At 64.6% G+C, this 22,393-nt stretch carries 17 protein-coding genes; 13 read left to right on the top strand and 4 right to left on the bottom strand.

Going from position 1 to position 22,393, the window contains the following annotated elements; all coding sequences use genetic code 11:
• The first annotated feature begins 82 nt into the window (after positions 1-82).
• The 5 genes from BUB57_RS01385 to BUB57_RS01365 all read left to right on the top strand — a co-directional run bounded on the left by BUB57_RS01385 (position 83) and on the right by BUB57_RS01365 (position 4,779).
• Positions 83-634, top strand: coding sequence for a TRAP transporter small permease subunit (locus BUB57_RS01385; RefSeq protein WP_073060789.1), 552 nt, complete (start codon positions 83-85; stop codon positions 632-634).
• A 3-nt stretch (positions 635-637) separates the two neighbouring features.
• On the top strand, positions 638-1,960 hold the full coding sequence (locus BUB57_RS01380; RefSeq protein ID WP_073060785.1) for a TRAP transporter large permease: 1,323 nt from the start codon (positions 638-640) through the stop codon (positions 1,958-1,960).
• Between the two features lie 19 nt (positions 1,961-1,979).
• Complete coding sequence (locus BUB57_RS01375; RefSeq protein WP_143159561.1) at positions 1,980-2,717, top strand: TetR/AcrR family transcriptional regulator; 738 nt, start codon at positions 1,980-1,982, stop codon at positions 2,715-2,717.
• 37 nt (positions 2,718-2,754) lie between these two features.
• Positions 2,755-3,924 carry a CaiB/BaiF CoA transferase family protein gene (locus tag BUB57_RS01370; RefSeq protein ID WP_073060777.1) on the top strand — a complete coding sequence of 390 codons (1,170 nt, stop codon included), beginning with the start codon at positions 2,755-2,757 and terminating at the stop codon, positions 3,922-3,924.
• 93 nt (positions 3,925-4,017) lie between these two features.
• Positions 4,018-4,779, top strand: a complete 762-nt coding sequence (locus BUB57_RS01365; RefSeq protein ID WP_073060774.1) for an NUDIX hydrolase — start codon at positions 4,018-4,020, stop codon at positions 4,777-4,779.
• A 20-nt stretch (positions 4,780-4,799) separates the two neighbouring features.
• Here the strand turns inward: BUB57_RS01365 and BUB57_RS01360 are convergent, their stop codons facing one another.
• The 4 genes from BUB57_RS01360 to BUB57_RS01345 form a co-directional block, all read right to left on the bottom strand.
• Complete coding sequence (locus BUB57_RS01360; RefSeq protein WP_073060770.1) at positions 4,800-5,015, bottom strand: hypothetical protein; 216 nt, start codon at positions 5,013-5,015, stop codon at positions 4,800-4,802.
• Between the two features lie 2 nt (positions 5,016-5,017).
• A complete protein-coding gene (locus BUB57_RS01355) occupies positions 5,018-5,968 on the bottom strand; it encodes an acyl-CoA dehydratase activase (RefSeq protein WP_073060768.1) in 951 nt (316 codons plus the stop codon).
• A gap of 297 nt (positions 5,969-6,265) precedes the next feature.
• Positions 6,266-7,636, bottom strand: coding sequence for a 2-hydroxyacyl-CoA dehydratase subunit D (locus BUB57_RS01350; RefSeq protein ID WP_073060765.1), 1,371 nt, complete (start codon positions 7,634-7,636; stop codon positions 6,266-6,268).
• Between the two features lie 25 nt (positions 7,637-7,661).
• On the bottom strand, positions 7,662-8,843 hold the full coding sequence (locus BUB57_RS01345) for a 2-hydroxyacyl-CoA dehydratase subunit D (RefSeq protein ID WP_073060762.1): 1,182 nt from the start codon (positions 8,841-8,843) through the stop codon (positions 7,662-7,664).
• Between the two features lie 458 nt (positions 8,844-9,301).
• On the opposite strand from BUB57_RS01345, the gene BUB57_RS01340 reads away from it, so the two are divergent.
• The 8 genes from BUB57_RS01340 to gltB all read left to right on the top strand — a co-directional run bounded on the left by BUB57_RS01340 (position 9,302) and on the right by gltB (position 22,357).
• Positions 9,302-10,099, top strand: coding sequence for an ABC transporter ATP-binding protein (locus BUB57_RS01340; protein WP_073060758.1), 798 nt, complete (start codon positions 9,302-9,304; stop codon positions 10,097-10,099).
• Positions 10,096-10,875, top strand: coding sequence for an ABC transporter ATP-binding protein (locus tag BUB57_RS01335; protein WP_073060755.1), 780 nt, complete (start codon positions 10,096-10,098; stop codon positions 10,873-10,875). The genes BUB57_RS01340 and BUB57_RS01335 overlap by 4 nt, the downstream gene beginning before the upstream one ends.
• Positions 10,875-12,734, top strand: a complete 1,860-nt coding sequence (locus BUB57_RS01330) for an AMP-dependent synthetase/ligase (protein WP_073060752.1) — start codon at positions 10,875-10,877, stop codon at positions 12,732-12,734. The genes BUB57_RS01335 and BUB57_RS01330 overlap by 1 nt, the downstream gene beginning before the upstream one ends.
• Positions 12,731-13,603: a branched-chain amino acid ABC transporter permease gene (locus BUB57_RS01325; RefSeq protein WP_073060749.1), complete on the top strand. Its 873-nt coding sequence runs from the start codon at positions 12,731-12,733 to the stop codon at positions 13,601-13,603. Before BUB57_RS01330 ends, BUB57_RS01325 begins: the two co-directional genes overlap by 4 nt.
• Complete coding sequence (locus BUB57_RS01320; RefSeq protein ID WP_073060748.1) at positions 13,603-14,652, top strand: branched-chain amino acid ABC transporter permease; 1,050 nt, start codon at positions 13,603-13,605, stop codon at positions 14,650-14,652. The genes BUB57_RS01325 and BUB57_RS01320 overlap by 1 nt, the downstream gene beginning before the upstream one ends.
• Before the next feature lie 29 nt (positions 14,653-14,681).
• Positions 14,682-15,833 (top strand): ABC transporter substrate-binding protein, encoded by a 1,152-nt coding sequence (locus BUB57_RS01315; protein WP_159435541.1) that lies wholly within the window; start codon positions 14,682-14,684, stop codon positions 15,831-15,833.
• A gap of 543 nt (positions 15,834-16,376) precedes the next feature.
• Positions 16,377-17,807 (top strand): NAD(P)-dependent oxidoreductase, encoded by a 1,431-nt coding sequence (locus BUB57_RS01310; RefSeq protein ID WP_073060746.1) that lies wholly within the window; start codon positions 16,377-16,379, stop codon positions 17,805-17,807.
• Positions 17,808-17,827: 20 nt separating this feature from the next.
• Complete coding sequence (gltB, locus tag BUB57_RS01305; protein ID WP_073060745.1) at positions 17,828-22,357, top strand: glutamate synthase large subunit; 4,530 nt, start codon at positions 17,828-17,830, stop codon at positions 22,355-22,357.
• The last annotated feature ends 36 nt before the right edge of the window (positions 22,358-22,393 follow it).

Here is a 22,393-nt window from a genome sequence, read left to right as displayed (position 1 = left end):
CCGCGGGCCGGGGACCTTCCGCTTCGTTCATCATCTCGCTTCCGAGGACAGGATGGCAGACATGACAGCAAGGACCGGCCGCATGGCCGGCAACACCGCACAAGGGGGTCTGCGTCCGTGGCTGGGCGCGGCACGCATTCTGCACGGTTCGGCGCTGGTGGCCGCCGCCGCCGGAGGGTTGATGTTCTGCGGACTGGCGACTCTGCTGACGATTTCGATCGTGGCGCGCAAGACCATGGGCTGGCAGGTGCGGGGCGATGTCGAGATCGTCCAGATGGGCGGGGCTGTTGCCGCCTCGCTGCTGTTTGCTTGGTGCCAGGTCCGGCATGGCAATGTCGCCGTCGATTTCGCCACCAGGTCGCTGCCGCGCGCGGTGCAGCAGGTGCTGAACCGGATCGGGTATCTCAGCCTCGGCTGTCTGGGTCTGCTGCTGGCGGCGCGCACGGCGGCGTTGGGCCTGGGCAGCCTTGAAAGCCACGCGATCTCGACCTTGCTCGCCTGGCGCGAGGGCTACTGGCAGCTGGCAATGGCGCCGGGTCTGGGCCTGTTCGGCGTGGTCGGCCTGTTTCAGGCCGTCGCACCACAGCAGGTGACCGACAGGATGGCCCAGACATTTCGACTCGGGAGGATCTGAGCGATGGAACCGATGACCCTGGGGCTGCTGATCCTCGGCCTGACGGTGCTGCTGATCCTGCTGCGGATGCCGGTGGGCACGGCGATGTTTCTCTGCGGTGCGGCGGGCTTTGTCTATGTGGTCGGCTCGGTCGAGGTCCTGCTGGCCTGGACCAAGAACGTCACCTATGCCCGGCTGTCCAATTTCGACCTGATCGTCATCCCGATGTTCATCATGATGGGGCAGTTCGCCACCCATGGCGGATTATCACGGGCGCTGTTCCGGTTCGTGAATGCGGTGCTCGGGCGGTTCCGCGGCGGCGTCGCGGTGGCCACCATCGGCGCCTGCGCCGGTTTCGCCTCGGTCTGCGGCAGTTCGCTGGCCACCGCAGCGACCATGGGTCAGGTGGCGCTGCCGGAAATGCGCCAGCGCGGCTATTCGCCGGGGCTGGCCACCGGGGCGGTGGCCGCGGGCGGCACCCTGGGGATCCTGATCCCGCCTTCGGTCCCGCTGGTGATCTATGCGATCCTGACCGGGGAATCGATTGGCAAGCTGTTCATCGCCGCCATCGTGCCTGCGATCATCGCCGTGATCGGTTACATGCTGGTGGTGATGCTGGTGGTTTCCCGCAACCCACAGGCCGGGCCGGCCGGCGTTCCCGCCGCGCTGGTCGAGATCCTGCGCTCGTTCATCGGGGTGCTGCCGGTGGCCGTCGTCTTTCTGGTCGTCATCCTGAGCATCTATCGCGGCTGGGCCAGCCCGACCGAGGCCTCGGCCGTAGAGGTGTTCGCCTGCGGGCTGATCGCGGCGCTGTCGGGGGAACTGAAGCCCGCCGGCTTCCTGCAATGCCTGCTGGGCACTGCCGAGGCGACGGTGATGATCTTCGTCATCCTGCTGGGCGCGGACATGCTGAACGCGGCGCTGGCCTTAACCAACATGACCCATCAGATCGCGGATATCATCGTCAGCAGCGGCGTCACCCCGATCATGATCATCCTGGGGATGCTGCTCATCTACATCGTCCTGGGCTGCGTGATGGAATCCATGGCGATCATCATGCTGACCGTGCCGCTGTTCTTTCCCATCGTGGTGCAGCTTGATCTGTTCGGCCTGTCGCCGCAGGAAAAATCGCTGTGGTTCGGCATCCTTGCGCTTACGGTGGTGGAAATCGGCCTGATCACGCCCCCGGTGGGAATGAACGTGTTCGTCGTCAACAAGATGGCCCGGGATGTCAGCCTGATGGAAACCTATCGCGGCGTGCTGCCCTTCCTGATTTCCGACCTGCTGCGGATCGCGCTGCTGGTGGCGGTGCCAGCGCTTTCGCTGATCCTGGTCAAGACCATGTAAGCCGGAAAGGGACAGGACCTTGACCCAAGATCAGAGCGTTGCCACCGATCTGCCCCGGCGCAAGTCGCGGATGCCGCAAAAGCAGCGGGTGTCGATGATCCTGTCCGTCGCCCGGCGGATGCTTGCGGAACGCGACTACAATGCGGTCTCCGTCGCCGAGATCGCTGCGGAATGCGGCATCGTGGAAGGCACGATCTATCGCTTCTTCAAGTCCAAGCGCGACCTGATGCTGCGGGTGGCGGAAGACTGGATGGAACAGGAATACCGCATCGGTGCCGCCTATGCGCATGTGACCGGGACGCGCGAGCGGATCTATTATCTTATCCATTCGGCGCTGCGGACGACCTATGACTTTCCCGGCCTGTCCCGTTTCCTGCTGACCGAGGTGCGACCGGATCCCAATTATCGCCAGATGCGGATCTACAAGCTGAACCGCACCTATACCTCGGCGATCCGCGAGGTCTGCCAGGAAGCCATCGCGTCGGGCGAGTTCCACGACAGGATCTCGACCCGGCTCATCCGCTCGGTCGTCTTCGGCGCGATGGAGCACGAGACCTGGGGGCATCTGCGCGGCGAGGGGCGGATCGTCGTGACGGATGTCGCACGCGAACTGACCGACCTGATCTATGAGGGCATGCGCAACCGCAACGCGCCGCCCGAGGGGACTTTGCCGCTGCCCGAGCGGGTCGAGCGGATCGAGGCGCGGCTGGCGCGGCTGGAGGCTGCGCTGACCAGGGATCACGACCAGAAAATCTAGGCCGCCTCGGGTCGACACAATATCGGAAGGATAAATCATGGGGCCGCTCTCCGGTCTGAAAGTCATCGAAATGGCGGGGCTTGGCCCGGCTCCGTTCTGCGGCATGTTGCTGGCCGATCTTGGCGCCGAGGTGCTTAGCATCCAGCGGGTGACCAGCGCCGACCTGGGTTTCGACGTCCCGACCCGCTATGACCTGCTGAACCGCAACAAGCAGGCGCTGGCCGTCGATCTGAAATCCCCCGAGGGGGTAAGGCTGGTGCTGGAGCTGATCCGCGACAGCGACCTGCTGATCGAGGGTTTCCGCCCCGGCGTGATGGAGCGTCTGGGCCTTGGCCCCGAGCCCTGCATGGCAGCCAACCCCGGCCTGATCTACGGCCGCATGACCGGATGGGGGCAGACCGGCCCGCTGGCCGCCCGTGCCGGTCACGACATCAACTATATCGCGATGAGCGGGGCGCTGGCGGCCATCGGACCGTCGCCAGACGCGCCGCCGGTGGTCCCGCTCAATTATATCGGCGATTTCGGCGGAGGGGCGCTTTATCTGGCACTGGGGCTGCTAGCGGCGCTGCGCGAGCGTCAGCAGTCCGGGCAGGGTCAGGTGGTCGATGCGGCGATGGTGGATGGCGTCGGCTCGTTGATGACCATGCATTACGGATATTGGCAGGCCGGCCAGTGGGACCTTCAGCGCGGCAGCAACACCGCCGACGGCGGCTCGCCCTGGTATACGACCTATCGGACCAGCGACGGCGGCTATATGGCGGTGGGGGCGGTCGAAAAGCGCTTCTATGCCGAACTGCTTGCGGTGCTGGGGCTGGCGGATGCCGATCTGCCGGACCAGAACGATCGCGCGGGCTGGCCGCGGCTGCGTACCGCCTTTGCCGAGGTGTTTGCGACCCGCACCCGCGATGAGTGGGAGTCCGCGTTCGACGGAATCGACGCCTGCGTCACCCCGGTCCTCGACATGGCCGAGGCCCCGGCGCACGAGCTGGCACAGGCGCGCGGCAGCTTCTTGCGCGGCAATGGCGTGATCGAGCCGGCGCCTGCGCCGCGTTTCAGCCGCTCGACCCCGGGCGACGTTCGCCCGCCGCCGGTTGCGGCGCAGACCGGTGTTTCCGCGCTGCGGCAGCGCGGCATCGGCGAGGGCCGGATCGCCGATCTGATCCGCCAGGGGGTTGTTGCAGGCCAGATCGCCGTGCAGGAGGCATGACCGGCGTTGCGGCGGTTTCCGCCGCCGGCGCAAGTGCAATGACCTGTAACTTACGAACGCCAGATTCCCTGCCCTCGATAACGGAGCTTCCAGATGTCCGATGACGCACCGGTAAGGATCGCCTCGACCATGATGCTGGTGCGCGAAGCGCCGGCGGTCGAGGTGTTGATGGTCAAGCGTAACCAGGCCATCGACCATTTCTCGGGCGCGATGCTGTTTCCCGGCGGCAAGGTCGAGCCCTCGGATCTCGATCCTGCCTGGAGGGCGCAGGTCGAGGGCTGGGACGACATCCCCGAAAGCGAACGCGGCCCCCGCATCAGCGCCATCCGGGAAACCTTCGAGGAATGTGGTATCCTGCCCGCGGTTCAGGGCTATCGGACGAGCCCCGGCGATACCAGGGCCCTGCGCGCCGCCATGGATCGGGGCGAGGCCAGCTTTCTGGCCCATCTTCAGCAGCAGGGGCTGCGGCCCGACCTGCGCTCACTGTCGCTGTTTGCGCGCTGGCGCACCCCGCCGGTGGTGGCCAAGCGCTTCGATACGTATTTCTATCTCGTCCAGGCCCCGGCCGAGCAGGTGGCGCGGGCCGACGGGCGAGAGACGATCATGGTCGAATGGATCACCGCCCCCGCCGCGCTGGACATGGCCGCGAGAGGCGAGCGGACCATCGTCTTTCCCACCCGGATGAACCTGTCGCTGCTGGCCCGGGCTGGCAGCGTCGCCGATGCGATCGCGGCCGCGGCGGGGCGGCCGGCGCGGGTCGTGGAACCGGTGGTCGAGCTGCATGGCGACAAGCGGTTCCTGCGCCTGCAGGCCGAGGACGGATATGGTCCCGCGCTGGAGCCGCTGCTTTTCTGAGCGAAGGGCAATTCGCCCCTTCAATTCACCGTTGTGACAATGATGGTAACCAGCTCGACGTAGCTCTTCCCCAGGTAATAGCCAAACCCCAGCGCAAACAGCGCCGGCAGGATCGCGAGGGCGCCGAGCAGCGGGTAAAGCAGCAGCGCGGTGGCGGCGGCGGCGATCAGGCCGCAGCACAGCGCCCACCAGCGGCCGAGCTTGAGGATCAGGCGCAGGGCGGGAAAGTTCTGCATGGTCACAGATGCGACTGGATGCGCTTCCACAGCGCCGCGGCGTTGCCGCGCGGCGCCGTCGCGGGCGGGGGTGCCAGTTCCGGCACGCCCCGGCAGCCCGGCACGCAGGCCTTGTCCAGCGCCATCTGCGCCTCGAGCGCGTCGTCGCCTTCCAGTTCCTCGCGGTGCTCGCGGCGGTAATCGTCCAGCCCGATCAGCGCCGCCCCCAGCGCCCCGGCGATCTGCGGGGCCTCGGGCAGGATCAGCGCCTCGCCCAGGGCCTTCTCGATGTAATGCACCGCCGCCGGGTTGCGCGCCACACCCCCGGTCATCACGATCGGACCCTTGCGCCCGACCCGCCCCACCAGCCCCACCGTGCGGGTGGCGACCGCGGCATGGACCCCGCCCAGGATATCGGCCTTGGACCGGCCCTCGGCCAGCAGCGAGATCACCTCGGTCTCGGCGAAGGTCGCGCACATGCTGGAGATCTTCAGCGATTGTTGCGCCTGCAACGCCAGCGCGCCCATGTCCTCGAGCTCGATCTCCATGGCGCGGGCCAGCACCTCGAAGAACTTGCCGGTGCCGGCGGCGCAGCGGTCGTTCATGGTGAACTGCATTACCAGCCCCTGGGCATCGACCGCGATCACCTTGCTGTCCTGGCCGCCGATGTCGATCACCACCCGCGCCTGCGGCACCATGGCGACGGCGCCGCGGGCGTGGCAGGTGATCTCGGTATAGTTCCTGTCGGCGATGTCGAGCATGCGGCGGCCGTAGCCGGTGGCGACGGTGCGCCCGATATCCGCCTGCGCCAGCCCGGCGGCGTCGAGCGCCCCGGCAATCGCCGCCGCCACCCCTTCGCCGCTGACCGCCCCCATATGCGCGACCTGCGAGGCCAGCATCCGCCCCCCGAGATCGAGGATCACCGCCTTGGCGGTGGTGGAGCCGAAGTCGATCCCCATCACACAGGACTTCATGTCACTCTCCCTCCAAGGTGGCAGGTTGATGGTGGTGAGTATAACTCACTTGAAGGCGGCGTCAATGTTTCCGGGAGTTTTCCCGGCGGTCGGGGCAGTGGCGGGAGCGTCGGGCAAGGGGTTGGAGCGTCACAAAACTGGGAACAATGTTTCTGAAGTACGCTGCAGTCATGGATTTCCCCCGTTCCGGCGAGCCTGAGTCCTTGTCGCCTCCGCCCCCTCGTTCCCGATCATTGCGCCGGGGCGAATCGAATGGCTTAAAGTAGCGCTCACGTGTGCTCGGCGCTCCACCTTTCCTCAGGACAAGCGGGTGCGCTGCACGTCGATGGTTTCCAGCATCGCCTCCAGCCGGCTTTGCAGGATCTCGTCCTTGTAGAAGCTTTCGTCCGCGACATCGCCCTCGAAGAACATGGTCTGCAGCCCCCGCTGCTGTGCCATCTTGGCAAGCACCAGCTGCCCGTTGGTGGCCGAGCGGCAGGTCCGGGTGGCGTGGAACACGATCCCCTCGATCCCGTAGGTCTCGCAATCGCCCAGCACCTGTTCGGCCAGATTCTGCGCGCTGTGATTGAACGGGCACAGCAGGTAATGCTGCGCCATGCCCAGGATCGGGTCGTCCTCGTCGATCAGTTGCGGTTCGTGCCAGAAGCTGTTGTGGGTGTAGCGCCCGCAGACCACGGCGGCGTCATGTTCGGCGAACTTGTTGGCCAGCCAGCCCACCTTGTTCCAGTTCATGATCCCGTCGAAGGCCAGGCGGTAGCGTTCGTTCGGCAGCGCGCTGACCCCCTGTTCCAGCCGCTGCTCGATCTCGGTCTTCACGCCCTGGAAGTAATCGACCAGCGCCTGATTGCCGGGCAGGAAATTGATCGGCGCGATGCTGGCGACCCAGTCCCAGAACACCGCCGGGGTGGGCCTGGCCTTGCACAGTTCCAGCGCATCCAGCCGCAGCTGCGCGGCGCGCTTGATGTAATGCATCGACTCGCGCAGGCCTTCCCAGTCGAACTTGTTGCCGGTCTGGTGTTCAAGGAACTCGATCAGGTTATAGAGCTGGCCCGCCACATATTTTGAGGCATTGTCCCATTCCTCGCCCCGCAGATAGCCGGCATCGGGCTTGTTGCCCCACAGCAGCGGGTAGGAAACCTTGAAGAACGGCAGCTGCTTGTCGAAGAGGCGATAGGAAATCTCGTCCCATTGCTGGCCGGTGCTGCAACCCGCGTAAGCATTCACGAACAGATCCGGCGGCGGCAGGCGGGCGGCCAGGACCTCCTTGTCGGGCACGCCCGGGGCCTGGTCGACCTCGACCCTGCGCGACGCCTCTTTCCTGGTCAGCAGCGCGCACCCCAGCGTGGTGCGCGCATAGGAACATAGCTCATTGATATAGCCATAGGCCTCGCCCTCTTGCTGGGCGGGCTCTTCCAGATGCATCGCGGCCAGCCGCGCGCCGAACGCCTCGCCGTGGCACCATTCGACGCCGGCGGCCTGCAGGATCGGGTTGATCGCGGCGCCGTTGTACCAGACCACCGTGGCGCCGCGTTCGCGTGCGGTGAACAGGTTGTCCCAGTAGTTCCTGACCATTTCCCCGCCGGCGCGGGTGCTGACCAGCCGGTTGGCGCGCGGAGCGGGACGGGGGGCGCCGGGGCCGTGATTTGCGGATTCCGTGGTGACAGACATTTCGTGCTCCTCCGAATCGGTTGGCTCAGGCGGGTTCCCGAATGACGGCGGGACGGCGGATGACCTCGACCAGGGCCTCGACCCGCGTCTTGAGCATTTCGAGGGCCAGCCCCTCGTGCTCGGTCTCGATCAGCAGGTGAGGGATGCCCCGTCTGTGGAACTCCTTCCGCAGCTCGGGGTAGTAGAGCATGTGCGGCTCGCAGAACTTGGGAACCAGGACGATGACGCCCTGCGCGCCGGTGTTTTCCAGGGCCTGCCCCAGATAGCTTTCCCAATCGACGGTCTTCTGGGCGCGGGTGGAACAGGGCACATTGTTGTTGCGGGCGAAATACCATCCCGTCAGCGCCTCGACCGGATCGGCATGGTCCGGCACATCCGTCGAGATGAAGCGGTATCCGGTATAGATATCGTCATCGACCACGGTGACGTCGCAGCTTTCGATCATGTCGAACAGCTCGGGCCTGGGCGCATGGCAGAAATGACCGGAGAGATGCAGCTTCACCTTTGCCGACGGGGCTGGGGGCTGCGCCTCCAGCAGCGACAGGAGCCGCGCCATCCGGGCGCTGTGTTCCTCGACATCCATCACCATGGCGGATTTCACCAGTGCCTGCATCTGGCGACCGCTCAGGGCAATGCGGCCAGCACGGCGCATCTCGTACACGCGACGCAGCAGGCCGCGGTTGCGGTTATAGGCGGCGATGCTGCGGTGGATCGCGTCGTCCGTGATCGGTTCGCCGCAAAGCTCCTCCAGCCGCTGGCGCAGCTCGCCGATCCGCCCCGCGATCTGCGGGCGGGTCGTGGTTTCGTCCATCGAGGCGGTGAACTGCGCAAGGAAGACCGGCGTGTCGGGAAGCTCGAAGCGGATGGCGTCCACCGCCCCCAACAGCGCCACGCAGTGATCGACCAGGAAGATCCCGTCATAGCATGCCAGCTTCCCCGTCGCCGCCTGATCGACCAGGCTGCGGGTGTAGCCGCAGTAGAATTCATGCAGCAGGCTGCGCCCATAGGAGATCGCGGCGTCGTCCTCTTGGACAATCACCGGCAGCGCCCCTGCGGCATGCACGATTTCAGCGGGAAAGTTCATCGGCAGGATGCCGACGACCTTGCCGCCGGTGCGGCTCTCCCAGTCGGCGGCATAGTCGGAGGGGCATTCCGCTATCCGGGCCAGAGATCCGATGATCTCTTCAATTTCGGCTGCCTGCTCCATTTATCTCCTCCGGCTTGGCTGAGCTTCACTTTCCCGGTCGGCACGGCTTCGCCTCCTCCGCGGCGCCGGGACATGAGAAGTTAGCTTATCGTTATCTTGATAACATCATCGGCGAATCTGATGGTGTCAACCGATATTTCCTCGGTTGCAACGTGACCCTGCCGATATCTGTCCTTCGGCGCTTACGGCACCCCCTTGGTGCGGGCCCCTAGCTTTGTTGGATGGTGTGCGGATATCGAGAAAGGCTGCGCAACTTCCGATTGCGACTTCGAGCCGCCATCCGGTCGGGCATCATCATCACAGCAGATCCCCCGTGGGCGCCAATGCAACCACCCGCACAAGGTCATTGACGCGCGTGTGTAAAGTCATCTAGCGTATTATCAGATGTGAGTAATAAGCCGCAGGCAGATGCGGCAGGGCTGACATGGGAGGGGAGATGGACTTTGGAAAAGGCACGTATGGCTGAGCTATCGGTCATCAACGCGCAGATATTCTACGATAGGACCGTCGAGGCCATCCGGGACGTTTCCCTTACCGTTGCGCCCGGCGAGATCGTCTGTCTGCTCGGAGCGAACGGGGCGGGAAAGAGCACCCTGCTGAAGGCCATCTCTGGGATCATGGGACCAGAGCGCGGCCTGCTGACCAAGGGAAGCCTCAACTTCGGCGGCGTCTCGTTGGCCGGGATGGCCTCCGAGCAGATCGTGCGGGCGGGAATCAGTCAGGTGCCCGAGGGCCGGCGCCTGTTCGTCGACCTTACTGTCGAAGAAAATATCCTGATGGGGGGATTCACCTTGCCCGCGGCCGAGCGGGGGCAGAGGTTGGCGGAAATCTATCAGATCTTTCCGGATCTGGTTCCGCATCGCACCCGCGTTGCCGGGTATCTTTCCGGCGGCCAGCAACAGATGGTCGCGATTGGCCGCGCGTTGATGGCGCGGCCCAAACTGCTGATGCTGGATGAGCCGTCACTGGGCCTGGCGCCAAAGATCGTCGCGACGATCTTTGAAACGATCGCCGTGCTGCGCAAAGCCGAGGGCCTGTCGATCCTTCTGGTAGAACAGAATGCGCGCATCGCCCTCGAAGTGTCCGACAAGGGCTATGTGCTGGAACGCGGCCGTGTCGTGTTCGACGGCGACGCCCGCACCTTGCTGGATAGCCCCGAGATCCAGGAGTTCTATCTGGGAATGGACCGCTCCGACGACCGCAAGTCCTTTCGGGATCTGAAGCATTACCGGCGCCGCAAAAGGTGGCTGTCATGATCGAAGCGCCGAAAATTCTGGAAATTCGGAACCTGTCGAAGAAGTTCGGCGGTTTGCAGGCGCTTTCTGACGTATCCATCCGGGTGCGCCAGGGCGAGATCGCCAGCTTCATCGGGCCGAACGGGGCCGGCAAGACCACCTTGTTCAACATGATCTGCCGGCTCTACCAGCCGAGTTCGGGGGAAATAAGGTTCGAGGACAAGAACCTGCTCGACTTCCGCCCTCATCACCTTGCCCGTCTGGGAATCGGCCGGACCTTCCAGAACCTGGCATTGTTCCGGCATGGCACGGTGATCGAAAACCTGCTGGTGGGGATGCACGCCCATCTTCAGGCGGGTGTGCTTGCGGGTGTCTTCAGGTTTGGTCGCGCAGCTGCAGAAGAACGGCGCGCCCGCGAAGAGGTCGAGCGCATTGTCGAGTTCCTCGAGATCGAGGAAATCCGGAATTCGCCCGTATCGGTCCTGCCTTACGGGTTGCAAAAGCGTGTCGAAATGGGCCGCGCCCTCGCGACCCGCCCCAGGTTGCTGCTGCTGGATGAAATGGTGTCGGGCATGAACCAGGAAGAGACAGAGGATATTGCCCGTTTCGTCCTGGATCTGCGCGACGAACTGGGTCTGACGGTGATCATGATCGAGCATGACATGAACGTGGTCATGGATATTTCCGACATGGTGCATGTGCTGAACTTTGGCGTGCCAATTGCCTCGGGGCCGCCAGCGGCCGTTGCCGCCGATCCTGCCGTGATCGACGCCTATCTGGGCAGGGGAGGGAGCTGATGCGCCAGTCCAACCGTATAGCGGCAGCGGCAGCCACATTGCCGCATCTGCTTTCGCAACGGGCGCAAGAGATGCCCAACCGGGTGGCGATCCGCGAAAAGGTTCTCGGCATCTGGAAAGGCACCAGCTGGGCCGAATACGAACGCAAGGTAAGGGATTTCGCACTGGTGCTGAAGTCGCTGGGCTTTCAGCGCGGCGATCGCCTGGCAATCGCAAGCGACGACACCCCTGAGTGGCTGATTGCCGATATCGCGATCCAGTCGCTTGGCGGCGTCACAGTGGGCGTCTATCCGACCAACCCCTGGCTCGAGCTGCAATATATCCTGCAGCATTCGCGTTGCCGTTTCGTGATTTGCGGCGATCAGGAACAGACCGACAAGGTTCTGGACGCCAGCCGCAACGGTGACGGATTGCCCGAGGTGGAAAAGATCATTGTCGTGGATCCGAGAGGGGTACGGCAGTATGACGATCCGCGCCTGCTGTTCTGGGAGGATCTGGTTGCGCAGGTGGATCGGGATCAGGCCGATCGGCTTTGGTCGAAAAACCTTGCGACCATTGGCCCTGGCGATATCGGGGTGATCGTCTATACTTCGGGCACCACGGGCAAGCCCAAGGGGGCGCAGCTATCGCATCGAAACCTGCTGCATTCGGCCGCCGCACTGGTGCGAGTCTATGGGCTGAACGCGGATAATTACTCTGTGCTGTGCTATCTGCCCTTATGCCATGTGGCCGAACGGATATGCTCGATAAACCTGCACTGCCTGACCGGCGGCACGGTGAATTTCGCCGAATCGATAGATACGGTCGATACCAATATCCGCGAGATCGGTCCGACGGTCTTCCTGGGAATGCCGCGTGTCTGGGAAAAGCACCGGCTGAGGGCGCTGATCGGATTGAACGAGGGCAAGCGCTTTCAGAAATGGCTGTTTGAGCGCGTGTTCGCGCGTATTCGCCAGCGGGTGGAGCGGCAGTTGCGCGATGGACACACGACATGGCCGGAAACCCTAGGCGAGCGGCTCGAGATGCTGCTGGCCGATGCGCTGATCTTCCGCGCGATGAAACGTCACATGGGGCTCGACCACTCGCTGGTGCGCATCTGCGGCGGGGCGCCGGTTTCGCCCGAAACGTTGCTGTTCTTTGCCGTGCTTGGTCTGCCGGTATTTCAGGTGTACGGCCTGACGGAAAGCGGCGGTATCACCTTTGTACAGCATCGCGGCGCGATGCGGGCGGGGGCGGCTGGTGCGCCAATTGACGGGGTGGAATACCGACTAGCCGAGGATGACGAGATCGAGATCCGCAGTCCGACGGTGTTTCACGGCTATCTGTTCGATCCGGATGCGACCGCCAAGGTGCTTTCATCCGATGGCTGGCTGTCGACGGGCGATATTGCCGAGCGTACCGAGGACGGGAAAGAGATCCGCATCGTCGACCGCAAGAAAGAGATTATCATCACCTCGGGCGGTAAAAACATTGCCCCGTCCGAGCTTGAAAATGCTCTGAAGGAATCGGTCTATATCCGCGAGGCCATCATCCTGGGAGATCAGCGCCACTTCGTCGCGGCACTGATCCAGATCAACATGGATTCCGTTGGCAAATGGGCTCAGGATCGCGGGTTGGCCTATACGAACTATCGCTCGCTGTCACAATTGCCAGAAGTCCACGAGCTGGTTTCGGGCGAAGTGGAGCGTGCGAACAGCAGCCTTGCAAGGGTCGAGAGTATCCGGAAGTTCGTCATCCTCTCCAAGGAACTTGATCACGACGATGGCGAGCTGACCGCGACCCAAAAGGTCAAGCGCGCCTTCGTTGAAAAGAAATATGCCACCGAGATTGCGCGTATCTACGGGAAGGAACCGGCATGAGTTATTTTCTCAACCTCGTCTTTGCCGGGCTTGCCGTAGGGGCGCTCTACGGCTTGCTGGCCATGGGCTACGCGATCATTTTCAAGGTCAGCCGGGTGGTGAACTTTGCCCAGGGCGAAATCATGATGCTGATCGCCTATATGGCTTACAGCGTTGCGCTGCGTACTGATGGCTCAGCTCTGCTGGTCGTACTTGCGGTTCTGGTTTCCTCTGTCGCCGTAGGGTTCCTGATTGAGCGCTTTGTGGTTCGGCCGATGCTGGGGCAGCCGGTATTTTCGCTCGTGATGATGACGATTGCGCTAGCAATCCTGATCCGCTCGGTCGCGGCCCTGATCTGGGGAAACTATCCCTATCGTTTTCCGGGGGCAGAGACCGTCCAGCCCTTTGTCATTGCAGGTGTCTATATCCAGCCTTTGCAAATGGTGCTGCTGGCTGTCTATGGCGCGATCTGCGTCGCGGTGTGGGCCTTTCTGCGCTTCAATATCGTGGGGATCGCGATGCGGGCGACGGCTTCAGACGCCACCGTGTCCATGCTGATGGGGGTGTCGGTGACGCGCCTTTATCGCACGGCCTGGGTGGTTTCGGCGCTGATTGCGGGTATTGCCGGCATCCTGTTCGCCAACATCAATCATATCGGCCCTGACATGGCTCATATCGGCATCCGCGCCTTTCCGGCGACGATCCTGGGCGGGCTCGATTCCGTTATCGGATCGGCGGTCGCCGGATTGATCATTGGCGTCGTGGAAAGCCTTACTGGCGGCTATGTGGCCGCGACCTACAAGGAAATTGCGGGCTTCGTCGTGATCCTTTTCGTCCTGATGATCCGGCCTTACGGCCTGTTCGGCCAGCGTAACATCGAGAGGGTGTGATGCGGACCAGAACCTACAAGGAAACCTATAGCCAGCTGAGCAGCCTGTTTCCCTATGCTGATACCTGGGCCTGGTACGGCGTGCTTATGGCGATCGTATTGGCTTTGCCCTGGTTGGTGCCGACCTATATTTTCGCTTATGTCACGCTGGTGCTGATAGCGGTGATCGGCGCGGTGGGGCTGAACATCGTCACGGGGACGGCGGGATTGATCTCGCTGGGGCAGGCGGGGTTCCTGGCGATCGGCGCCTATACGACCGGGATCCTGACGACGAGCTACGGCTGGGGACTGGCTTCGGCCATGCTGGCCTCCGGAGTGGCCTCCGCGGCGGCGAGCCTGCTGGTCGGCATTCCTTCGCTTCGACTCAAGGGGTTGTACCTGGCGATCACCACGCTGGCGTTCTCGATCATCGTGGTCCACCTCATCAACGATGCGGACAGCTTGACCGGGGGGTCTTCGGGACTGCCGGTGCGGCGGCCCGACCTGTTCGGCGTGGTCCCGATGCGATCGCAGATGGCGATGTATTTCCTGTCGCTGGCCGTGGCGGTTCTTGTCATTCTTGCGACGCTCAACCTTTTGCGCTGCCGGGTCGGTCGCGCATGGGCCGCGCTGCACGATTATGACATTGCGGCGACGCTGATGGGTATCAACCTTGTGCGCTACAAGCTGCTGGCGTTCGCTGTCAGCGCCTTCATCGTCGGGCTGGCGGGTTCGCTGATGGCCCTGAACATCCGCTACCTGAATACCGACAGTTTCGGCCTGATCCTCAGCATCGAGGCAATCGCCATGATTATCGTCGGTGGCCTGGGCAGCGTTCGGGGCGCTGTATTGGGCGCGATCCTGATCACCCTGCTGCCGGATCTGAGCCGCTGGGTGCTCGGGCAATTCGGGTCGTTCACCGGATCCCTTGCCAGCGGCAGCGCTGCCGAGATCAAGGGCATCATCTATGCGCTCGTCATCATGTTCTTTCTGCGGATGGAGCCCGAAGGGCTCAATCATCAGTGGAAGCGCATCAAACGGTTCTGGTCCGAATGGCCTTACAGCCATTGAACCGAACGTTTAACCAGGGAGGAAGAAAAATGAGAAAAACAGGTTGGTTCGCCATGGCTTGCGTCGCGCTCTTCGCGAGTGTGGCGGCGGCGGAGCACGGGGTCACCGATACCGAGATCGTGGTCGGCGGGGTCTCGCCCTTTACCGGGGGTCCTGGGCTGCTCGGCTATGCCGGCACGCTTGGCACCCGGCTGGCGGCGGCAGAGATCAATGCTGCAGGTGGCATCAACGGCCGCCAGATTCGCGTTGTCGTCGAGGACGACGAGTATATTCCAGCCAAATCGGTGCAGGCCCTGCAAAAGCTGATCGACGTGAACGACATCTTTTCGCTCAACATCATTTCGGGGGGCTCGCACGGGCTCGCGATGATGCCGTTGATCGAGGACGGCAATATTCCTACGATGAACCCGCTGGTCACCACCAATGCGCATTACGAGCCGGTGCGCCCGTCGGTCTTTGGCGTCGGAATGAGCTACCAACAGGGCGCGGCTGAAATCGCCCGGTACATCGAGGAAAAACATGGGCCGCAAGTGTGGGGTGCCATCGTGCAGGACGATGAATCCGGCGCGGCGCGGGAAGAGGGGCTGATTGAGCAGCTGAAGGCCGATGGCAAGGACGCCCCCAAACTCATGCTGCGCTTCAAACGGGATCAAACCGATTTCGCGTCAGAGGTCATCCGTGCACGCGAGGCCGGGGTGACAGCCATTATCTTGGGCGGATTGCCGACATCGCACGCCTCGATTCTCAAGGAAGCGGCAGGTATCGGCTACAAGCCGCATTTCGCCGCCGCGTGGGTGGACCATATCCCGCCAACCATCGGGCTGTTCGGCGCCGAGGGCGACGGCGTCTATATCTATGACTTCGTGCCCTCGATGTCCGATCCGCAGCTTGCGCCCTTCCTGGAACTGGCCGCCACCCATTTGCCCGCCGACGATGTATCCAAGCTCAACCGCTATTCGGTGATCGCCTATATCGCACTGCGTATCCAGGCGGCCGCGATGGAAGCCTGCGGCCGCGACCTGACCCGAGATTGCGTCAATGAGCGCATTGCCGAAACCTCGGATTTCGATCTCGGCGTCATGTCTCCGGTCAGCTTCACCCCCGAGGCACATCTGTCGCGCCTGACCGGCCGGATGCTGAAGGTCGATGCGGCCGCAGGAGCCTTCGTCCCGGCCAACTGAGGATCAGCGCCGCTGTGCGCGGGGATGGGCAAGCCGACACGTGCTGGCGTGCCCGTCCCTTTTTCATTTCGAGATGATGTTCCAAGGGAGGGTGGGGTGAGTTTGGATGCCCTCGTCGGTGTAACCGTCGGGCGTAGAGATGTCAGCGAGCTTGCCCGGGGCTAGCTGGATCGCCGCACCACCCCAGCCCGCTGCGATTGACGAGTGCTTCTACCCGGCACCCGTGGGTCGTCGACGCGGAACTTGCCCTGGTGCCGATGACAGAGGGGTTGCAGCCGGTCGCTCCGCTTCTTGTGCTCCCCCTGAGCTCAACAGCGGGAACAGCGCCAGCAAGATAATCAACGGGTTCTGCCCCCGCTTTCCACTAAAGACCCCCCGCTCCCCGCACCTACCGCCGCCTCGCCGGCCGGAAAACTTGCTGCAGTTGCAAAGGCGGCCGTGCAGAATCTTCGCCGCTCCCGCGGTTTTTTGTTGCGGCGCAGCATCGCAAACCCTCATGCTGATTTCCCGCGTTCGCGCGATTCGCCAGATCGAGGCAAGGCCATGGCCCAGCAACGGATGCTCCAGTTCGTCACCCGTCCGCGCGAGATGCCGGAAAAGCGAACTCCCGAACACCGACGCACCGACTTTGCCGAGATCTATCGCGAATACGCCGGTGACAAGGCGCGCGAACAGGCGTCGCGGTGCAGCCAGTGCGGCGTGCCCTATTGCCAGGTGCATTGCCCGTTGCAGAACAACATCCCCGACTGGCTGATGCTGACCGCGCAGGGCCGGCTGCGGGACGCCTACGACCTCAGCCAGTCCACCAATACGTTCCCGGAAATCTGTGGCCGCATCTGCCCGCAGGATCGGCTGTGCGAGGGCAGCTGCGTCATCGAACAGGCCGGCCACGGCACCGTCACCATCGGCGCGATCGAGAAGTTCCTGACCGACACCGCCTGGGACGAGGGCTGGGTGCAGCCGATCCGCCCCGCGGCCGAGCGGCCTGAGTCGGTGGGCATCATCGGTGCCGGCCCGGGCGGACTGGCGGCGGCCGAGGCGCTGCGCCGGGCAGGCGTGCAGGTCACCGTCTATGACCGCTACGACCGCGCCGGGGGCCTGCTGACCTATGGCATCCCCGGCTTCAAGCTGGAAAAGCCGGTGGTCATGCGCCGCATCAGCCATCTGGAGGACGGCGGCGTGCAGTTCGTGCTGAATTGCACCGTGGGCGTGGATATCAGCTTTCAGGCCATCCGCGGCCGGCACGACGCGGTGCTGATCGCCACCGGCGTCTATCGGGCGCGGGAGTTGGAGGGCGGCGACAGCCTGCCCGGCATCGTGGCGGCGCTGGACTATCTGACCGCCTCGAACCGGAAAAGTTTCGACGACGCGGTGCCGGAGTTCGATTCCGGGGTGCTGAATGCCCAGGGCAAGCGCGTGGTGGTGATCGGCGGCGGCGATACGGCGATGGATTGCGTGCGCACCGCGATCCGGCAGGGGGCGGCCTCGGTCAAGCTGCTCTACCGCCGCGACCGCGAGAACATGCCCGGCAGCCAGCGCGAGGTGCTGAATGCCGAGGAAGAGGGCGTCGAATTCGTCTGGCTGGCCGCGCCGGCGGGCTTTGGCGGCGATACCCGCGTGGAATCGGTCCGCGTCCAGCGCATGCGGCTGGGTGCACCCGACGCCAGCGGCCGGCGCAGCCCGGAACTGATCGAGGGCGCTGATTACGACGAGCCCGCCGATCTGGTGATCAAGGCGCTGGGGTTCGAGCCCGAGGAGCTGCCGATGCTGTGGGACGAGCCGGCGCTGACCGTGACCCGCTGGGGCACCATCAGGACCGACGCGACCCACGCCACCAGCCTGCCCGGCACCTATGCGGTGGGCGACATCGTGCGCGGGGCTTCGCTGGTGGTCTGGGCGATCCGCGACGGGCGCGAGGCCGCGGAGGCCATCCTCGCCGAACTGGCCCAGCCCGCCATGGTGGCCGCGCAATGACCCGAGCCGAGGACAGAGACATGAACCACGATCAGGCCTGGGTCGCCCATGAGGAAGCCCGCCGCCAATACATGAACGAAAACAGCCTCTACCGGGCCGAGGACGAGCATTCCTCTTGTGGCGTCGGGCTGGTGGTGGCCATCGACGGCAAGCCCTCGCGGCAGGTCGTCGTTAACGGCATCGACGCGCTGAAGGCGGTCTGGCACCGCGGCGCGGTCGACGCCGATGGCAAGACCGGCGACGGCGCCGGCATCCATGTGCAGATTCCGGTGCCGTTCTTTCACGACCAGATCCGCCGCACCGGACACGAGCCGGACCCGGACGCGCTGATCGCCGTCGGCCAGGTCTTCCTGCCGCGCACCGATTTCGGTGCGCAGGAACGCTGCCGCACCATCGTCGAGACCGAGGTGCTGCGCATGGGCCATGCCATCTATGGCTGGCGGCATGTGCCGGTGGATATTTCCGTTCTGGGCGAAAAGGCCAATGCCACGCGGCCGGAGATCGAGCAGATCCTGATCCGCAACGCCAAGGGCAGCGATTTCGAGACCTTCGAGCGCGAACTTTACGTCATCCGCCGCCGCATCGAAAAGGCGGCCATCGCCGCACAGGTGACGGGGCTTTACCTGTGCAGCCTGTCCTGCCGGTCGATCATCTACAAGGGGATGATGCTGGCCGAGCAGGTGGCCACCTTCTACCCCGACCTGATGGACGAGCGCTTCGTTTCCGCCTTCGCCATCTATCACCAGCGCTATTCCACCAACACCTTCCCGCAGTGGTGGCTGGCCCAGCCCTTCCGCATGCTGGCCCATAACGGCGAGATCAACACGCTGAAGGGCAACTCGAACTGGATGCGCAGCCATGAAATCCGCATGGCCTCTTCGGCCTTCGGCGACATGGCGGACGAGATCAAGCCGATCATCCCGGCCGGGGCGTCGGACAGTGGCGCGCTGGATGCGGTGTTCGAGGTGCTGGTGCGCGGCGGGCGTTCGGCGCCGATGGCCAAGACCATGCTGGTGCCCGAGGCCTGGTCGAAATCCACCATCGAACTGCCGCAGGCCTGGCAGGACATGTATGCCTATTGCAACTCGGTGATGGAGCCTTGGGACGGGCCGGCGGCGCTGGCGATGACCGACGGCCGCTGGGTCTGCGGCGGGCTGGACCGCAACGGTCTGCGGCCGATGCGCTATGTCGTCACCGGCGACGGGCTGCTGATCGCGGGGTCCGAGGCCGGGATGGTGCCGGTGGACGAGGCCAGCGTGCGCGAAAAGGGCGCCCTTGGTCCCGGCCAGATGATCGCCGTGGACATGGCCGAAGGGCGGCTTTACCGCGACGCCGCGCTGAAGGACAGGCTGGCCGCCGCCCAGCCCTATGGCGACTGGATCGAGAAGGTGGTCGAGCTGACCCCGACCCTCGAACGCCTGCCGGAAATCCCGCTGTTCACCGGCGAGGACCTGCGCCGCCGCCAGCTTGCCGCCGGCTATACGCTGGAAGAGATCGAGCAGGTGCTGGCGCCCATGGCCGAGGACGGCAAGGAGATGATCGCCTCGATGGGCGACGACACCCCGCCCGCGGTGCTGTCGAAGATCTACCGGCCCCTGAGCCATTATTTCCGGCAGAATTTCAGTCAGGTGACCAACCCGCCTATCGACAGCCTTCGCGAAAGCCGGGTGATGTCGCTGAAGACCCGGTTCGGCAACCTGACCAACGTGCTGGACGAAAGCTCGGCCCAGACCGAGATTCTGGTGCTGGAAACCCCCTTCCTCGCCAACGAGGAATTCCGGGTGATGACCGAGGAGCTGGGCGCCTCGGTAACCCTCATCGACTGCACCTTTACGCCCGGCGAGGACGCGCTGCGGCTGGGCCTCGAACGCATCCGCGCCGAGGCCGAGGCGGCGGTCAAGGGCGGTGCCGGCCATCTGGTGCTGACCGACCAGCATCAGGGCGAGGGGCGGCCGGCGATGCCGATGATCCTGGCCACCTCGGCCGTGCATGGCTGGCTGACCCGCAAGGGGCTGCGCACCTTCACCAGCCTGAACGTGCGCTGCGCCGAATGCATCGACCCGCATTATTTCGCGGTGCTGATCGGCTGCGGCGCCACCACCGTGAACCCCTGGCTGGCGCAGGATACCGTCGCCGACCGCATCGCGCGCGGGCTGCTGGACCTTGATCTGGCCGAGGCCATGCGGCGTTACCGTGACGCGGTGGACGCGGGCTTGCTGAAGATCATGTCCAAGATGGGGATTTCGGTGATCTCCTCCTATCGCGGCGGGCTGAACTTCGAGGCCGTGGGCCTCAGCCGCGCGATGGTGGCCGAATATTTCCCCGGCATGCAGAGCCGGATTTCCGGCATCGGCCTGTCCGGCATCCAGATGAAGCTGGAGGAGGTGCACGCGCGCGGCTTTGGCCCTGCGCTGGCGCCGCTGCCGGTGGGCGGCTTCTTCAAGGCGCGGGCTTCGGGCGAAAAGCACGCCTGGGAAGCCACCACCATGCACCTGCTGCAAACCGCCTGCGACCGCGCCAGCTATGACCTGTGGAAGAAATATTCCGCGGCGATGCGGGCGAACCCGCCCATCCACATCCGCGACCTGCTGGATTTCAAGCCGATGGGCCGCCCGGTGCCGCTGGAGGAGGTGGAATCGATCACCGCCATCCGCAAGCGTTTCGTCACGCCGGGCATGAGCCTCGGCGCGCTGTCGCCCGAGGCTCACAAGGCCCTGAACGTCGCCATGAACCGCATCGGCGCCAAATCCGACAGCGGCGAGGGCGGCGAGGACCCGGCGCATTTCCTGCCCGAGCCGAACGGCGACAACCCGTCCGCGAAGATCAAGCAGGTGGCCTCGGGCCGTTTCGGCGTCACGGCGGAATACCTCAACGCCTGCGAGGAGCTGGAGATCAAGGTCGCCCAGGGCGCCAAGCCCGGCGAGGGCGGCCAGCTGCCGGGGATGAAGGTCACCGGCCTGATCGCCCGGCTGCGCCACGCCACGCCGGGGGTGACGCTGATCTCGCCGCCGCCGCATCACGACATCTATTCCATCGAGGATCTGGCGCAGCTGATCTACGACCTGAAACAGATCAACCCGCGCGCCAAGGTGACGGTGAAGCTGGTGGCCTCCTCGGGCGTCGGCACCATCGCGGCGGGTGTGGCCAAGGCCAAGGCGGATGTGATCCTCGTCTCTGGCCATAACGGCGGCACCGGCGCCAGCCCGGGCACCAGCATCAAATATGCCGGCCTGCCGTGGGAGATGGGCCTGACCGAGGCGCATCAGGTGCTGGCGATGAACAAGCTGCGCGAGCGGGTGACTCTGCGCACCGATGGCGGTCTGCGCACCGGGCGCGATATCGTCATCGCCGCCATGCTGGGGGCCGAGGAATACGGCATCGGTACCGCCGCGCTGATCGCCATGGGCTGCATCATGGTCCGGCAATGCCAGTCGAATACCTGTCCGGTCGGCGTCTGCACCCAGGACGAGGCCCTGCGCGCCCGCTTTACCGGCAGCGCCGACAAGGTGGTGAACCTGATCACCTTCTACGCGCAGGAGGTGCGGGAGATTCTGGCGCAACTCGGGGCCCGTTCGATCAATGAGGTGATCGGTCGCGCCGACCTGCTCACCCAGGTCAGCCGGGGCGCGAAGGAGCTGGACGACCTCGACCTCAACCCGCTGCTGATCACCGTCGATGACGCCCATGCCATCCGCTACGACCGCGAAAAGCCCCGCAACCCGGTGCCCGACACGCTGGATCAGGAGATCATCCGCGACGCTGCCCGCTTCTTCGACGAGGGCGAAAAGATGCAGCTGTCCTATGCGGTGCGGAACACCCACCGTACCGTGGGCACCCGCGCCTCGCACCATATCGTGCGCCGGTTCGGCATGAACAACAGCCTGCAACCCGACCACCTGACCATCCGCCTGACCGGATCGGCCGGGCAGTCGCTGGGCGCCTTTGCCGTGCGGGGCCTGAAGATCGAGGTGCAGGGCGATGCCAACGATTATGTCGGCAAGGGGCTGTCGGGCGGGCTGATCGTGGTGCGGCCGCGGATGGAGTCGCCGCTGGTCGCGCACGAAAACACCATCATCGGCAACACCGTGCTGTATGGCGCCACGGGTGGCCAGCTGTTCGCCGCCGGCCGCGCCGGCGAACGCTTCGCGGTGCGCAATTCCGGCGCCGAGGTGGTGGTCGAGGGCTGCGGCACCAATGGCTGCGAATACATGACCGGGGGCGTGGCGGTGATCCTCGGCGCCATCGGCGCCAATTTCGGCGCCGGGATGTCGGGCGGGATGGCCTATCTCTATGACCCCGAGGGGCTGGCGGCGCAGCTGCTGAACATGGACAGCCTGGTCACCTGCCCGGTGACCGTCCCGCATTGGGAGACGCAGCTGCGTGGGCTGATCGCGCGCCATGCCGAAGAAACCGGCAGCCAGCGCGCCACCGATATCCTGAGCCGCTGGGATGTCGAGCGCGCGGCCTTCCTGCAGGTCTGCCCGCGCGAGATGCTGCGCCACCTGCCGCAGCCGCTGGTCGAGGAAGCCACGGCGCTGCCCGCGGAATGATGCCGCGGCCCGGCTTTGCCCCGGGCCGCGACCGCC

This window comes from Paracoccus solventivorans, assembly GCF_900142875.1.
Taxonomy (GTDB): domain Bacteria; phylum Pseudomonadota; class Alphaproteobacteria; order Rhodobacterales; family Rhodobacteraceae; genus Paracoccus; species Paracoccus solventivorans.
The sequence above is the reverse complement of the archived record's forward strand: the minus strand, read 5'-3'. Positions and strand labels throughout refer to the sequence as shown.

Coding starts and splice junctions, on each gene's coding strand:
- BUB57_RS01370 (WP_073060777.1), top strand. CDS start 2,755: ATGGGGCCGCTCTCCGGTCTGAAAGTCATCGAAATGGCGGGGCTTGGC.
- BUB57_RS01320 (WP_073060748.1), top strand. CDS start 13,603: ATGCGGACCAGAACCTACAAGGAAACCTATAGCCAGCTGAGCAGCCTG.
- BUB57_RS01315 (WP_159435541.1), top strand. CDS start 14,682: ATGAGAAAAACAGGTTGGTTCGCCATGGCTTGCGTCGCGCTCTTCGCG.
- BUB57_RS01360 (WP_073060770.1), bottom strand. CDS start 5,015: ATGCAGAACTTTCCCGCCCTGCGCCTGATCCTCAAGCTCGGCCGCTGG.
- BUB57_RS01310 (WP_073060746.1), top strand. CDS start 16,377: ATGGCCCAGCAACGGATGCTCCAGTTCGTCACCCGTCCGCGCGAGATG.
- BUB57_RS01330 (WP_073060752.1), top strand. CDS start 10,875: ATGCGCCAGTCCAACCGTATAGCGGCAGCGGCAGCCACATTGCCGCAT.
- BUB57_RS01365 (WP_073060774.1), top strand. CDS start 4,018: ATGTCCGATGACGCACCGGTAAGGATCGCCTCGACCATGATGCTGGTG.
- BUB57_RS01350 (WP_073060765.1), bottom strand. CDS start 7,636: ATGTCTGTCACCACGGAATCCGCAAATCACGGCCCCGGCGCCCCCCGT.
- BUB57_RS01340 (WP_073060758.1), top strand. CDS start 9,302: ATGGCTGAGCTATCGGTCATCAACGCGCAGATATTCTACGATAGGACC.
- BUB57_RS01325 (WP_073060749.1), top strand. CDS start 12,731: ATGAGTTATTTTCTCAACCTCGTCTTTGCCGGGCTTGCCGTAGGGGCG.
- BUB57_RS01385 (WP_073060789.1), top strand. CDS start 83: ATGGCCGGCAACACCGCACAAGGGGGTCTGCGTCCGTGGCTGGGCGCG.
- BUB57_RS01380 (WP_073060785.1), top strand. CDS start 638: ATGGAACCGATGACCCTGGGGCTGCTGATCCTCGGCCTGACGGTGCTG.
- BUB57_RS01335 (WP_073060755.1), top strand. CDS start 10,096: ATGATCGAAGCGCCGAAAATTCTGGAAATTCGGAACCTGTCGAAGAAG.
- gltB (WP_073060745.1), top strand. CDS start 17,828: ATGAACCACGATCAGGCCTGGGTCGCCCATGAGGAAGCCCGCCGCCAA.
- BUB57_RS01355 (WP_073060768.1), bottom strand. CDS start 5,968: ATGAAGTCCTGTGTGATGGGGATCGACTTCGGCTCCACCACCGCCAAG.
- BUB57_RS01345 (WP_073060762.1), bottom strand. CDS start 8,843: ATGGAGCAGGCAGCCGAAATTGAAGAGATCATCGGATCTCTGGCCCGG.